This is a genomic window from Bacillus sp. FJAT-29937 (genome assembly GCF_001509555.1).
Taxonomy (GTDB): Bacteria; Bacillota; Bacilli; order Bacillales; family Cytobacillaceae; genus Cytobacillus.
Genome location: NZ_LMAS01000002.1, coordinates 123,569 through 138,379, shown reverse-complemented (window position 1 = coordinate 138,379; position 14,811 = coordinate 123,569). Strand labels below are relative to the sequence as shown.

General features: G+C 43.3%; 16 protein-coding genes. All 16 read right to left on the bottom strand.

The genetic code is table 11. The features are described 5' to 3' along the window. Positions 1-51 precede the first annotated feature (51 nt). Positions 52-693, bottom strand: a complete 642-nt coding sequence (gene hisIE / locus AR328_RS04375; RefSeq protein ID WP_066290616.1) for a bifunctional phosphoribosyl-AMP cyclohydrolase/phosphoribosyl-ATP diphosphatase HisIE — start codon at positions 691-693, stop codon at positions 52-54. Further along, positions 690-1,448: an imidazole glycerol phosphate synthase subunit HisF gene (gene hisF / locus AR328_RS04370; protein ID WP_066290611.1), complete on the bottom strand. Its 759-nt coding sequence runs from the start codon at positions 1,446-1,448 to the stop codon at positions 690-692. The genes hisIE and hisF overlap by 4 nt, the downstream gene beginning before the upstream one ends. 2 nt (positions 1,449-1,450) lie before the next feature. Continuing rightward, positions 1,451-2,179, bottom strand: a complete 729-nt coding sequence (hisA, locus tag AR328_RS04365) for a 1-(5-phosphoribosyl)-5-[(5-phosphoribosylamino)methylideneamino]imidazole-4-carboxamide isomerase (protein ID WP_066290608.1) — start codon at positions 2,177-2,179, stop codon at positions 1,451-1,453. Beyond that, positions 2,176-2,814, bottom strand: coding sequence for an imidazole glycerol phosphate synthase subunit HisH (hisH, locus tag AR328_RS04360; protein WP_066290604.1), 639 nt, complete (start codon positions 2,812-2,814; stop codon positions 2,176-2,178). The genes hisA and hisH overlap by 4 nt, the downstream gene beginning before the upstream one ends. After that, entirely contained in the window at positions 2,815-3,402 is a 588-nt protein-coding gene (gene hisB / locus AR328_RS04355) for an imidazoleglycerol-phosphate dehydratase HisB (protein WP_066290601.1), read from the bottom strand. It abuts the gene before it with no gap. Positions 3,403-3,444: 42 nt separating this feature from the next. After that, on the bottom strand, positions 3,445-4,716 hold the full coding sequence (hisD, locus tag AR328_RS04350) for a histidinol dehydrogenase (RefSeq protein ID WP_066290599.1): 1,272 nt from the start codon (positions 4,714-4,716) through the stop codon (positions 3,445-3,447). Between the two features lie 12 nt (positions 4,717-4,728). Then, a complete protein-coding gene (gene hisG, locus AR328_RS04345; RefSeq protein ID WP_066290595.1) occupies positions 4,729-5,376 on the bottom strand; it encodes an ATP phosphoribosyltransferase in 648 nt (215 codons plus the stop codon). Continuing rightward, on the bottom strand, positions 5,373-6,557 hold the full coding sequence (locus AR328_RS04340; protein WP_066290591.1) for an ATP phosphoribosyltransferase regulatory subunit: 1,185 nt from the start codon (positions 6,555-6,557) through the stop codon (positions 5,373-5,375). The genes hisG and AR328_RS04340 overlap by 4 nt, the downstream gene beginning before the upstream one ends. Before the next feature lie 188 nt (positions 6,558-6,745). Beyond that, a complete protein-coding gene (locus AR328_RS04335) occupies positions 6,746-7,645 on the bottom strand; it encodes an ABC transporter permease (RefSeq protein WP_066290589.1) in 900 nt (299 codons plus the stop codon). A gap of 12 nt (positions 7,646-7,657) precedes the next feature. After that, positions 7,658-8,665, bottom strand: coding sequence for an ABC transporter permease (locus AR328_RS04330; RefSeq protein WP_066290578.1), 1,008 nt, complete (start codon positions 8,663-8,665; stop codon positions 7,658-7,660). A 62-nt stretch (positions 8,666-8,727) separates the two neighbouring features. Next, positions 8,728-10,368: an ABC transporter substrate-binding protein gene (locus AR328_RS04325; RefSeq protein WP_066290576.1), complete on the bottom strand. Its 1,641-nt coding sequence runs from the start codon at positions 10,366-10,368 to the stop codon at positions 8,728-8,730. Between the two features lie 43 nt (positions 10,369-10,411). Continuing rightward, positions 10,412-11,380: an ABC transporter ATP-binding protein gene (locus AR328_RS04320; protein WP_066290574.1), complete on the bottom strand. Its 969-nt coding sequence runs from the start codon at positions 11,378-11,380 to the stop codon at positions 10,412-10,414. Beyond that, the gene (locus AR328_RS04315) at positions 11,361-12,374 is read right to left on the bottom strand and encodes an ABC transporter ATP-binding protein (RefSeq protein WP_066290566.1); all 1,014 of its coding nucleotides are present in this window, start codon (positions 12,372-12,374) and stop codon (positions 11,361-11,363) included. Before AR328_RS04315 ends, AR328_RS04320 begins: the two co-directional genes overlap by 20 nt. Before the next feature lie 192 nt (positions 12,375-12,566). Continuing rightward, positions 12,567-13,100 carry an acyltransferase gene (locus AR328_RS04310; protein ID WP_066290563.1) on the bottom strand — a complete coding sequence of 178 codons (534 nt, stop codon included), beginning with the start codon at positions 13,098-13,100 and terminating at the stop codon, positions 12,567-12,569. Then, positions 13,097-13,750: a pyrophosphatase PpaX gene (gene ppaX / locus AR328_RS04305; protein ID WP_066290556.1), complete on the bottom strand. Its 654-nt coding sequence runs from the start codon at positions 13,748-13,750 to the stop codon at positions 13,097-13,099. Before ppaX ends, AR328_RS04310 begins: the two co-directional genes overlap by 4 nt. Beyond that, positions 13,734-14,687, bottom strand: coding sequence for a nucleoside recognition domain-containing protein (locus AR328_RS04300; protein ID WP_066290552.1), 954 nt, complete (start codon positions 14,685-14,687; stop codon positions 13,734-13,736). The genes ppaX and AR328_RS04300 overlap by 17 nt, the downstream gene beginning before the upstream one ends. Between the last annotated feature and the right edge of the window lie 124 nt (positions 14,688-14,811).

The following is a 14,811-nucleotide window of genomic DNA, read 5'->3' as shown; positions in this document are numbered from 1 at the left end:
CAATTGAAAAAAACCAAATCAATGATGTGATTTGGTTTCCTCATTCATACGCTATTCATCCGATTTCTTCTCATGTCTTTTATCCAACACACTCAACACTTCTTTAAACGGAAGCTCCTGCTCTCTAAGTAACACGAGTAAATGATAGAGCAGATCAGCCGCTTCCCATTTTAACTCTTCTTTGTCACGGTTTTTTGCGGCGATGATGACCTCGGCCGCTTCTTCGCCGACCTTTTTCAAAATTTTGTCCACGCCTTTTTCGAATAAATAGGTTGTGTAGGCTCCTTCCGGTCGTTCCGATTCCCGCTCTTGAATCAATTTTTCAAGTGACAAGAGAATGCTATAATCTGATAGGCTGCCAGCAGATTCGCCTGATTGATAAAGGCTCTCCTCAAAACAACTCACTGCCCCAGTATGGCATGCAGGCCCTGCAGGATCAACGAGCACCACAATCGCATCTTTATCACAGTCAAATTTCATTTCGACAATTCGCTGCGTGTTCCCGCTCGTTGCTCCTTTATGCCAAAGCTCCTGTCTAGAACGGCTGAAAAACCACGTTTCACCTGACTCGATTGATTTTTCAAGAGATTCCCGGTTCATGTAAGCTAATGTCAAAACTTCTCGTGTTGTCGCATCCTGAACAATAGCCGGGATAAGGCCTTTTTCATCAAATGATAGCTCCTCGATATTCATCGGACAGGCACTCCTTTTTCCTTCAAATAAGCCTTCACTTCAGCTACCGATGTTTCTTTATAGTGAAAAATCGAAGCAGCCAGCGCGGCATCCGCTTTCCCCTTTTCAAAAGCTTCAGCAAAATGCTCTGAGTTCCCTGCTCCTCCTGAAGCAATAACCGGAATCGTCACCGCTTCACTAACTGCTTTCGTCAGAGCGATATCAAATCCATTCTTCTCTCCATCCGAGTCCATGCTTGTCAGCAATATCTCGCCAGCACCACGCTCAGCTACTTCCTTCGCCCACTCGATGACTTTCCATTCGGATGGCGTCCGGCCCCCGTGGGTATATACACGCCATGTTCCAAGCTCTGAATCGTACTTGGCATCAATCGCAACAACAATGCATTGTGAGCCAAAAAACTTCGCCCCGTCTGTAATCAGATTCGGATTATTTACTGCAGCTGTATTTAGAGAAACCTTGTCTGCCCCAGCTCGTAAAATTCTTTTCATATCCTCTAATGAATTAATACCGCCGCCAACTGTAAACGGGATCGCCAATTCAGAAGCAACCGAACGAACAACTTCAACCATCGTTTTTCTTCCTTCAACAGAAGCTGATATATCTAGAAAAACAAGCTCATCCGCCCCTTGCTCATCATAAAAACGGGCAAGCTCCACTGGATCACCTGCATCACGAAGCTGAACAAATTGAATTCCTTTCACAACGCGGCCCTCTTTTACATCTAGGCACGGTATTATGCGTTTTGTCAGCATGATTACTTCACCTCTCCCAATGCTTCCTTCACTGTAAAGCGACCTTCGTAAATGGCTTTTCCGACAATGGTGCCTGTTACCCCATCTTTGTAAAATTCTTTTAAACTAGTTAAATCAGCTAACTCACTGACTCCTCCAGACGCGATAACACTTTTACCTGTTTCTTTTGCCAGCAGTCTGACTGCCTCTATATTGGGGCCGGACAGCATGCCATCTGTTGCAATATCTGTAAAAATAAACGTCTCTGCTCCAGCATCAGCGAAGCGTTTCCCTAACTCGACTGCCTTCACTTCAGACGTGTTCAGCCAGCCGTGCGTTGCCACATAGCCATCCTTTGCATCCAAGCCAACAGCAATTTGCTTACCATATTTCCGGATCATTTCAATCGCGAAATCTGGTTTCGAAACGGCGATGCTTCCGATGATGACACGTGAAATTCCATTTTCCAAATAATGAACAATATCGGTTTCGGTTCGAATGCCGCCGCCAATTTGAATTTGAGCCTTCAGCTCTTTAGCTGCTTTGATAACAGAAGCGTCATTGACTCTTTTTCCATCCTTTGCTCCATCAAGGTCGACCATATGGATCCAGCTGGCTCCTTCATCTGCAAACTTTTTCGCCATATCAAAAGGGGAATCCCCATATACCGTTTCCTGATTATAATCTCCTTGAAGCAGTCGGACACATTTCCCGCCTCGCATATCGATTGCTGGATAAATGGTAAAACTCATTTTCCGGTCATCCTTTCCAATACAATTCCAGTAAAATTACTTAAAAGCTCCATGCCTAATTGTCCGCTTTTTTCTGGATGAAATTGCATCCCATATATATTTTCTTTGCCGACAACAGCTGGGACTTTTACATCATAGCTGCTTTCCGCGATAACTACGCTTTTATCGTCTGTATCTACATAATAAGAGTGAACAAAGTATGCGTAATTTTCATGTACTGATTGAAGAAGCGGCGAACCTTGAACAAAAGTGAGACGATTCCAGCCCATGTGCGGGACTTTATAGGTCACTCCGTCCGCTGAAACTCCAGGAAATCTTCTCACAGAACCCGGCAGGAGATGAAGCCCCTTTGTCAGCCCGTTCTCTTCACTTTCTTCAAATAATAGCTGCATGCCTAAACAAATCCCGAGCAGCGGTTTCCCTAGCTGCACGTATTCTTTTATCATGCTCGCTAAATCCAATCGTTCTAAAAGCTCCATCGCATCCTTAAAGGAGCCTACACCAGGAAGAATCAGCCCATCTGCCTTCTGAAGCTCTTCTCTTTTATCCGAAATAAAGTACGAGACGTCTAATCTTTCAAGTGCTTTGCTGACACTGAAAAGATTACCCATTCCATAATCAATAATCCCAATCATTCACAACAGCCCTTTCGTAGATGGCACTCCTTTAATGTTAGGGTCAATCGTTGTCGCCTCATGTAAAGCACGTCCTAATGCTTTAAAAATCGCTTCAATAATATGATGTGTATTCTGGCCGTAGTGAACAATCACATGCAGATTCATTCTGGCTTCAAGGGCAAGCTTCCATAGGAATTCATGAACAAGCTCTGTATCAAAAGTGCCCACTTTTTGGCTTGGAAACTCCGCTCTCATTTCGAGGTGAGGGCGATTGCTTAGGTCAATGACAACCTGCGCCAGCGCCTCATCCATCGGCACAAACGCATTTCCGTAGCGCTTAATTCCTTTTTTGTCGCCAAGAGCTTCCCTTAATACTTGTCCAAGGCAAATGCCGATGTCCTCTGTCGTATGGTGATCATCGATCTCTATGTCACCCTTAGCATCAACAGTTAAATCAAACTGCCCGTGCTTTGTAAAAAGGTCAAGCATGTGCGTCAAAAACGGGACTCCCGTTTCCAGCTTGCTCTCCCCTTGACCATCAATATTTAAAGCTAAATAAATTTCCGTTTCATTCGTTTTCCTTTTAACCTCTGAAGTTCTTGTCATGTCTTCTCCTCCTAGCAGGATTTTGGGACCTGCCTCCGACCTTTATTTCTTCAACCTTATATCAATTGCCCGCGCATGGGCTTCTAATCCTTCAAGACGTGCAAATGCGGAAATTTTCTCCCCGTTTTCTCTTAGTGCTTTCTCACTGTAATAAATGATGCTGGATTTTTTCTGAAAATCCTCTACATTGAGCGGACTCGAAAAACGGGCTGTTCCGTTTGTCGGCAATACGTGATTCGGTCCGGCAAAATAGTCGCCGACTGGTTCGGGACTAAAGCGTCCAAGAAAAATCGCCCCAGCATGTCTGATTGTCCCTAGAAGCTCCAGCGGATTTTCTGTTATAATTTCTAAATGCTCGGGAGCAAGGCTATTAACCGTTTCAACTGCCTCTTCCATTGTTTCCGTCACATAAATTGCTCCGAAATTTCCAATGGATTGAGCGGCGATTTCCCGACGAGGCAGTAAAGCCAATTGCTTTTCCACCTCAGCTGAAACTTCCTTTGCCAAATTCTCTGATGGAGTGACGAGGACGCTGCAGGAAAAAGCATCATGCTCGGCCTGGGACAATAAGTCAGCTGCCACCTCATCTGGTTTTGCCGTGTCATCTGCCAAAATTGCAATTTCACTTGGTCCTGCAATCATATCAATATCGACATCTCCAAACACTTCTCGCTTTGCCAAAGCCACAAATATATTTCCTGGCCCCGTGATTTTATCAACAGGAGTAATCGTTTCCGTTCCATAAGCCAATGCTGCAATGGCTTGAGCACCGCCCACTTTATAAATTTCCTCAGCCCCAGCCTCTTGAGCGGCTACTAGGACGGCTGGTGGAAGCTTCCCTGTTTTTTTATCAGGGGGAGATGTGATAACAATTCGTTTCACTCCTGCAACCTTGGCAGGAAGCACGTTCATAAGCACAGAGGATGGATAGGCGGCTGTTCCGCCTGGTACATATAGGCCAACTGAATCCAGCGGGGTTACCTTTTGGCCGAGAATCGTGCCGTTTTCATCTGTTGTCATCCATGACGGGCGAAGCTGTTTTTCGTGAAAAGAGCGAATATTTGCTGCCGCTTCACGGATTATCCCTAAAATCTCATCATCGATTTCTTCATAAGCTTCCCTTTTTTCATCGTCCGTAACAGCAAAATTAGATAGGGAGATCCCATCGAATTTTTCCGTGAAGGCTGCTAATGCGGCATCCCCGTCTGCTCGAACCTGCTCAATAATCCCCTTCACTATCGCCCGCTGTTCTTCTGTTCCGTTATCTACAGACCTTTTGATGGACACTCCATCATTTATTTTCAAAATCCGCATTTATTTCACTCCTTAGAGGGCATCAAAGCTCTGCAATCTTTTCACTTCGCTTAAACGTTCAACAAGCTCACTGATCCGTTCATCCTTCATTCGGAAGCTCGCAGGATTAACGATTAATCTCGAGGTGATGTCTACCATCCGCTCATATTCAACCAGTCCGTTTTCCTTTAATGTTCTTCCTGTTGAAACAATATCAACAATTCGATCCGCCAAGCCAATTAATGGCGCTAGCTCAATTGAACCGTTCAGCTTAATAATTTCAACCTGCTCCCCTTGCTCACGGAAATAAGCGGCCGCAGCATTCGGGTATTTCGTTGCCACCTTAGGGGCTACGTTATTCATTTTCGTATTCGGTAGTCCTGCCACAGCGAGGTAGCACGCACTAATTTTTAAATCAAGGAGCTCGTAAACATCCCGTTCTTCCTCAAGCATGACATCCTTCCCTGCAATTCCAAGGTCTGCCACACCATGCTCCACATAAGTAGGGACATCCATAGGCTTTGCTAAAATAAACTGAAAGCTTTCTTCCGGCACATCAATAATCAGCTTTCTTGAATCATCAAACTCCGGCGGGAGACGAAATCCGGCTTGACGAAGCAGTTCAACCGCGTCTTCAAAAATTCTCCCCTTAGGCATCGCAATGGTTAAAACATCCTTCATATCCCTGTCTCCCTCCCCGCTTTGCCAACTAAAAAGGTGATATCTTCATATTGATTCGTACATTGATCAATGTCCTTCACCCCATTGATATCTTGTAAAACCACTCTTTTCCCAAGATTTCGTTGCTCCTTAGCAACCTGATACGCTTCCTTTCGCCGTTCCGGGCTAAATAAAATACAGCTGGCTTGCGATCCCACTTCTTCGTCCTCAAGGGCCTCAAGCAGGCGATCAATTCGAATGGCAAAACCAGTGGCTCCAGTTTCCTTCCCGAACTTTTGCAATAATTGGTCATAACGGCCGCCACTAGCAATCGGAAATCCAACTTTCCCCGCATAGACCTCGAAAAGGATTCCCGTATAATAGCTCATATGGCTGACGAGCGTTAAATCAAATTTCACTTTTTCTTCAAGCCCATAGTCTCCCATCATTTCAAATAGCTGCTGGAGCTGCAGAACATCCTCTCTGCCTAAGTCATTCTCAAGCAGACTATAAGCCATTTCAATCACTTCTGCTCCGCCTCTAAGCTTCAGAAAATCAAGCAACCGCTGTTTATCAATCGAAGAGAGGCCAAGCCCCTTCACATGCTCCCGGTAGCCGACATAATTTTTCTCATATAAGAATCTCGTCAGCGCATCGACTCTTTCTTCTGTTCCTAAAATTTGCAGAAAAAGTGTGCGGGCAAATCCGATATGGCCAACAGAAAGCTGAAAATCCTCAAGCCCTGCTTCCTGTAATGAGCTTATAATTAATGCGAGCCCTTCTGCATCCGCACTGATCGTATAATCGCCAATACATTCGACCCCAATTTGTTCGAATTCCGCCGGCCGGCCGCCCTCTCTTTGCTGGGCGCGAAACACATTGGCTGTGTAAGCGAGGCGGATAGGCAGATCATTTTTTAATAAACGCGAAGCGGCAACCCGTGCGATTGGCGCTGTCACATCTGGTCTAAGGACAAGTGTATGTCCTTCTTGGTCCAGCAATTTAAATAACTGCTGATCTAATATGGCTGAAGCCGACCCGACCGTTTCATAGTATTCTAGTGTTGGAGTTTCAATAAACTGGTAGCCCCAGCGCTCCATTTCTTCCTCAATCGAAGCTCTTACCTTCCGCTTCCGATTAAACAAATCCGGCAGTGTATCTCTCATCCCTAAAGGCTTTTCAAACATAAACAAGCGGCTCAAATCCGTTCACCTCATATCTAAAATAGCTAAATGCTTTAGTTCGCTAATATGGTAGTAAGATAAAGATTATTTTATCGCTTATCATCACTTACGTCAACCATTTAATAACTATAATTTTCGAGCAATATCGAAAATTGAAGTAGGGTTTTTGTACAAAAAAATAGAGACTCTCTAATAGAGTCCCCATCTTATTGCTTCATTTTCGGATCGAGGGCATCTCGAAGTCCATCTCCCATTAGGTTGAATCCTAATACAGTCAGCATAATAGCCAGCCCTGGGAAAATTAATGTCCAAGGGGCTTGTGTGATATAGTTTTTAGAATCGGCAAGCATTTTCCCCCACTCTGGGGTTGGAGCCAGCGCGCCCATTCCAAGGAATCCTAATGCAGCGGCCTCTATAATAGCGGTGGCAATCGCAAGTGTTGCTTGAACGATAACAGGGGAAATACTATTCGGCAAAATATGACGAAAAAGAATTCGAGTATCCTTCATCCCTACTGCGCGTGCTGCCATAATATATTCATCTTGCTTCACGCTTAGCACCTTTGACCGAACAAGTCTTCCGAAGTTCGGGATGTTTATAACCGCAATTGCGATTAGTGCATTTTGTAATGATGGGCCTAAAATTGCCACTACTGCAATGGCCAATAAAATACTCGGAAATGCAAGCATGATATCAAAAATTCTTGAAATAATGGCGTCTACCCAACGACCATAATAACCAGCGATAATTCCAAGAATGGTCCCGAAAAAGACTGAGCCTAACACTGAGAAAAATCCTACCCAAAGGGAGATTCTTGCTCCATATAGAACACGTGAAAAAATATCCCGGCCGAAGTCATCAGTGCCAAACCAATGCTGGCTGGAGGGGGCTTGCATTCTCTCTGCTATAACCTGGTCCCTAAAGCTGTACGGAGCGATATAGGGAGCGATAATCGCTAAAATAATAAAAAAGATAACAATTCCTAAACCAACTAAAGCCAATCGGTTTTTACAAAATGACAGCCAAGCTTCCTTCCAAGGAGGAATGAGCTTTTCTTCAGAAGCAATTGGCGTAGTATTTGCCGTATTTTTTGCAAGTTCAGCCATTAACAATTCCTCCTATTTGGTATATTTAATTCTTGGATCAACGACTGCATATAACAGGTCAACGATTAAGTTTATCAAAACAAAAATGGCTGCAATCACTAATATACCTGACTGGATAACTGGATAATCTCTGTACCCGATTGCATCATATAAATACCGGCCAATGCCAGGCCAGCCAAATATCGTTTCCGTTAAAATCGCTCCGCCTAAAAGCAGCCCTGTTTGCAAACCAATTACAGTTAGAACTGGAATGACCGCATTTTTTAATGAATGCTTATAAACGACCCAGAACATTCTTAAACCTTTGGCTCTAGCCGTACGAATGTAATCGGAATTCATAACCTCAAGCATCGTGGCACGCGTCATTCTTGCAATAATGGCCATCGGTATAGTCGCAAGAGCAAGACTCGGCAAGGTTAGATGTTTTAAAACTGTTGTAAACTGATCAAATCTTCCTTGAATTAACGTATCAAATAAATACAAATTGGTAATGGAGGATACTGGGTCCCTTACATTTTCTCTTCCTGTCGTTGGAAACCAGCCTAATTCGTTAGAAAATCCCCATTGCATCATTAACCCCAGCCAAAAGATCGGCATGGATACCCCAATAAGTGCAAAGACCATTGCAACGTAATCAAACCACGATTTCGAGAACCAAGCACTGATAATCCCTGCATTCACACCAATAAAAACGGCAATAATCATAGCAACGACTGTTAACTCAAACGTCGCTGCCAAGAAAGGCCATATTTCCTCATTTATAGGCCCCCTTGTCCTTAGTGAGGTTCCAAGGTCACCATGTAACAGGTTATTAAGATACTCAAAATATTGTAAGTACCAGGGTCTGTCCAAACCTAGTTCTTTCGTTAATACCGCGATTGATTCCTTCGTTGCCCTTTGCCCAAGAATGATTTGTGCAGGGTTACCAGGAATCGCATGAATAATGGCAAAAACAATAAGTGTCATTCCAAATAATACTGGTATTAATGAAAAAACACGGCGTACCGTATATGTAAGCATTGGTTGTCACCTCTTTTATTACTAAAATAAGGAGGGAAAATCCCCTCCCCATTTCATGATTATTATTTAAATTCCACGTTTGTTAATGCTTCAGAGCCAGTTGGATGCGGCAAGTAATTTGCCACGTCTTTCGCAGCTGCTAATAATGGCGTTGAGTGTACGAGCGGAACCCATGGTGCATCATCATGGATGATTTCTTGCGCTTTTCTGTATAATTCATTACGCTTTTCTTGTTCAGGCTCTGTTTGAGCTTGAATCAAAATATCATGAAGCTCATCATTGCTGTAATAAGCATAGTTATTGCTTCCGATGCTATCTTTGTCTAGCAAAGTATAAAGGAAGTTGTCTGGATCCCCATTGTCCCCTGTCCAGCCAAGCATGAACATATCAAACTCACCTTTTGCCGCTTTGTCTAAATACGTTGCCCACTCAACAGATTGGATATTGGCTGTAACACCGATTTTGCTTAAGCTTTCTTGGATAAGCTCAGCAACCTTTTGTGCCTCAGGCATATATGGACGTGCGACAGGCATTGCCCATAGATCGATTTCAAATCCATTTTCATAACCTGCTTCTTTTAGCAATGCTTTCGCTTTTTCTAAATCATATGGATATGGTTCGATTGCTTCATTGTAGCCTTCAATGGAAGATGGCATCGGGTTAACTGCAGCGTCTGCCTTTCCTCCATAGAACGCGTCAATAATCGATTGCTTATCAACTGCATGGTTAATAGCTTGACGAACAAGCTTATTATCGAATGGCTTGCGATTTGTTGTTAAACCGATATACCCAACGTTCATAGATGGACGTTCGATAATTTGTAAATTGTCATTGCCTAATACAGTTGCTTCATCTGAATTATTAAGACCATCCATTAAGTCAATCTCGCCATTTGCAAGAGCGTTCAGACGAGCAGTGTTTTCTGGTATTACACGGAAGATCACTTTATTTAGCTTTGGATAGCCATCTTTCCAGTATTCTGTATTCTTTTCAATTGTAATCCTGTCATTTTGCTTCCATTCAACGAATTTAAACGGACCCGTTCCAACTGGATTTTCTCTGAATTTATCTCCATACTTTTCAACAGCTGCAGGACTCGCTATTCCAAACGGTGACATCGCAATGTTCTTAAGGAACGGAGCCTGTGGTCTAGTTAGATCAAATTGAACAGTATAATCATCAACAGCCTTCACTTCTTTAATAACGTGCCCCTCTTCCCCTTTATATCCGCCAAACATTGAGTAGTACGGGAAGCTCTCCTCATTCCCATTCATCCAGCGATTAAAGTTAAATACAACCGCTTCTGCATTAAAGTCAGTGCCATCATGGAATTTTACACCTTTGCGAAGTTTAAAAGTGTAAGATAAACCGTCATCAGTAACTGACCATTCTTCCGCAAGCCCTGGATTAACCGTAGTATCTTGATCACCATACTCCAATAATGTTTCAAAGATATTTTCCGTTACTTTGAATGTTTCACCTTCTGTTGTTGAGATTGGATCAAGAGAAACAGAATCTCCGCTACGTCCATAAACGAGTGTGTCTTTTTTCGCGGATTCGTCGCTGCCGCTGTTGCCGCTGTCAGTGCTTTTAGTGCTTTCAGTGCTTCCAGCAGGTTCATTTGATTTTCCGCTGCAGCCAACTAGAAACATACTAATGGCTAATATAGAAATCAGCAGCATTTTGAAAGTCTTTGTCCTCATGTGCATTTTCCCCCAATTTTTTTTATATCATAAGTGCTGCTTGCTACTTGTTATACAAGTGGCATGCAACATAATGACCGTTTAGATTGTGTTCCTCTGGTCTAGTCGTTTTACATATATCCATACACTGTGCACACCGAGTATGGAATGCACATCCTGATGGCGGATTTGAAGGGCTTGGAAGCTCGCCCTGAATTAATATTGTTTCCCTCTTCATATCAGGATCCGGTATAGGAACCGCAGAAAGAAGTGCCTGTGTATAGGGATGCTTCGGATTCTCATACAATTCTTCACTTTCGGCTAACTCTATTAATCTGCCTAAGTACATTACACCAACCCGGTTGCTAATATGACGGACAACCCCTAAATCATGGGCGATAAATATATATGTAAGCTGAAATTCCTTTTGGATATCTTTCATTAGGTTAAGAACTTGGGCTTGGATCGAAACATCGAGTGCTGAAACAGGCTCGTCTGCAATAATAAGCTTGGGCCTGGTCATGAGAGCTTTAGCAATTCCAATCCGCTGACGCTGCCCACCGCTGAACTGGTGCGGGTATCTTTTCGCATGGTAGCTGCTTAAGCCAACAACTTCAAGCATCTCCTTCACTTGCTTTTTTCGTTCCTCTTTCGTACCGATGCCATGTACAATTAATGGTTCCTCCAGTATCTGCTCAATTGAATGGCGCGGATTCAATGATGCATATGGGTCTTGGAATACCATTTGGATATCCCTGCGCGTCTTTCTAAGTTCTGATTTACTCATACTCGTAATCTCTTTATCTTCGAAAACAACCCTGCCGTCGCTTGCTTCTATTAATCGCATGAGCAGTCTTCCTGTTGTCGATTTCCCGCAACCGCTTTCACCAACGATTCCAAGAGTCTCTCCCTTATTCACATAAAAAGAAACATCATCGACAGCCTTCACTTCTCCCTTTTTCCTGCCTAAAATCCCCCCCGTTATCGGGAAATACTTTTTCAGGCCATTAACCTCAAGAAGTAACTCCGACATGTTCATCACTCCTTCCCTTCAATGTATGTAGTAAACATCGGACCTTATGCCCATCCGTTTCCATTATATTTAATTCAGGGGATTCTACATGGCAGCGGTCAAATACCTCCGAACACCTTGCCGCAAACCTACATCCTTTATGCACCGTTCCGGGTGTCGGTACATTTCCTGGAATACTATAAAGTCGGTCTTTCTTCCCTCTTAAATCAGGCACTGATTTCAACAGACCCTTCGTATATGGATGCTGAGGATTCTTCAAAATCGTTCGAACATCCCCCTGCTCAACGATTTGGCCGGAGTACATGACAATCACTCGTTCACAAATTTCTGCAACTACCCCTAAATCGTGAGTGATGAGAATGATCGATGTGTTCGTTTTTTCGTTTAAATCCTTCATAAGCGCAAGAATTTGTGCCTGGATTGTTACATCAAGAGCAGTTGTTGGCTCGTCCGCAATTAGCACCCTCGGATTGCAGGCCATCGCCATCGCAATCATCACTCTTTGTCTCATTCCGCCGGATAACTGATGCGGATACTCTGAGAGAATTCCTTCTGCTCTGGGGATTCCAACAAGCTTAAGCAGTTCTATGCTTCTAGCCTTTGCCGCACTTTTTGATGTTGCAGTATGTAAACGAATAGCCTCAGTTAACTGGTTTCCAATTGTAAAAAGGGGATTCAGTGAAGTCATTGGCTCCTGAAAAATCATCGAAATTTGATTTCCTCGGATTTTTCTCCATTCTTTTTCAGAGATATTTTTTAAATCCTTTCCTTCAAAAATAATTTCGCCGGTTTCAATTTTACCTGGAGGAGAAGGAATCAATCCCATCGCTGTTAATGAGGTTACACTTTTCCCGCTTCCTGATTCTCCAACAATCCCCAAAATCTCTCCCTCGTTCAATTCGAAACTGACTCCATCAATTGCTGGTACAAACTTTTTTCCTGATTGAAACGATACCTTTAAATCCTTTATTTGAAGAATAGGTTTTTTACTCATATTCACACCTGCTTTAAATTTCTTATTTTATTATAGTGTCACAAATATTATGAATTTACATAATTTTGTGATAATTATGACATGTGCAAATAAAATATTTTGTCACAATTTGTCCTGTGAATAGATTTTTTTATCTATGACTGACAACAAAAAGCTCCGGCAGCCAAAGAGGCTTACCGGAGCTTTTTTTATTTATTTTATTCCCCCATATATCGGATCGTCTGCCCACCGTTTTTCCATTTCTTCCTGTGTATAGATAATCCGCATGGGATTTCCACCGACAAAGGAGCCTGCTGGGACATCTTTATGAACGAGTGTACCTGCTGACACGATGGCTCCATCGCCAATCGTTATACCCGGAAGGATTGTGGAATTGGCACCGATCATCACTTCACTGCCAATTTCAACCGGCCCCAGCCTGTATTCTTTAATCAAATATTCGTGTGCGAGAATCGTTGTGTTGTAGCCGATAACCGTATTCCGGCCGACACTGATTTTTTCAGGGAACATGACATCAAGCATCACCATAAGGGCAAATGACGTTTGATCACCAACCTTCATCCGCAGGAACGTGCGATACAGCCAGTTTTTCATCCCTAGGAAAGGGGTGTAGCGAGCCAGCTGGATGACAGCGAAGTTTTTTACTACCTTCCAGAACGGAACGGTTTTATACACATGCCAAAGGGAATTGCCTCCCTCTACCGGAAAGCGTTCCGTTCTCCTCATCCTTTTTCAACCTTTAAAATATCAAGTAAATCTTCCATATGATCGATCATATAATCTGGGTTAAATCCTTCTAAAAACTGTCTTCCCTTTAAACTCCACGAAACGGCTACCGTTTGGGTGCCCGCATTTTTCCCACCTAAAATATCATGGGAATTATCGCCAACCATCATCGCTTCTTCCGGTTTTGCTCCGAGCTGCTCTAATGCTTTGAAAATCGGCTCCGGATCAGGCTTCGGATTTTGAACATGATCTAAAGCAACGACCACATCGAAAAATTGATCAAGCTTCGTTAGAGCAAGGCCCATTTTTACGGTGATCATCCCCTTCGTTGTGACAATCCCGATTTTGTAGCCAGCTTCCTTTAAAGCGCGAATCGTTTCAAAGACGCCCGGAAATTCCTTGACGAGCAGGTCATGATTCGTGATATTGAAACTCTTGTAGGCCTCAATCATTTCCTCGACTTTTTCGGGATTAACTGTTTCAAATGTTTCTCTGAGTGTAGGGCCCATGAAAGGCAAAACATCCTCCCTTTTATAGCGATCCGGATAATAGCTTCCTAACACATGCAAAAAAGAGGAAATGATTAGTTCATTTGTATCGATTAATGTTCCGTCTAAATCAAATAAGATTGTATTAATTTGTGTGCTCATATACGGTTTCCTTTCTTTTATCCCAATCAATTCGGTTCCAGATGAATGAAACAATTAATGTTAATAAAATCGCAACTCCCAAACGGATAAGCAGAAGGGGAAGCACTGGTATGCCGAGAGGGACAAATATTAACGTATCTTCCACAACGGCATGACAGGCGACCAGAAATATAAACGCAATCGTAACATCCTTTTTGCTGACCCCGTCCTCTTTCACCGCTTGAATCATGACTCCCGCTCCGAAGGCTAGGCCGAATAATAACCCAGCAGCCAGCGTGGTTGAGGTATTTTCTTTCATCCCCAGCGCTCTTGTAACAGGCGCCATCCATTTTGAAAAAACGGCCAGCCAGTTTAAATCCTTCAAAAATTGAATGGCGACCATGAGCGGAATGACTATGATGGCAAGCTGCAATATGCCCAGCCCCGCCTTTTGCAGTGCATCCAGCAGAATGGCTGCCCAGCCGGAAAGCTCCTCTTCCTTTGCCGGAATCATCCCATATTTCGCTATTTCCGAACCACCATGCCAAACTAAATTAATGACGATAGCCGAAATAATCGCTAATCCAACTCTAACCGCCACAATGATCCAGAGCTTCACACCAACTTTCGCGGCTACACTGGACTCAATCAGCAGGTTATGAGAAAAGGAAAGCATAACTGCGATAATAAATACTTCTTTGACTGTTAAATCCAATGTTAAAATGGCTCCAATTCCCGCGTAAAGATTCAGTATATTCCCCAAAACGATAGGAATGGCTGCGTCACCTGACAGGCCAAGGAGATTCATCAGCGGTGTGATCAGCTTGATGATCCATGGCAGGACAGGGGTATGCTGTAGAATAGCGACAATTAATGTGACGGGAAAGATAACTTTTCCCAAAGTCCAAGTTGTCTTTAAGCCGACCTTTATCCCCTTTTTGGACGATTCAAGTAACATTTCTCTTCTCCCTTTTTGTTTGAATGACTTTTCTCTTTGGTTAAAATATATCGGTCAGTTCCGGTCATATATCGGCCTGTTTCCCCTTTTTATCGGTCACTTTTTCAATATATCGGTCAGCTCC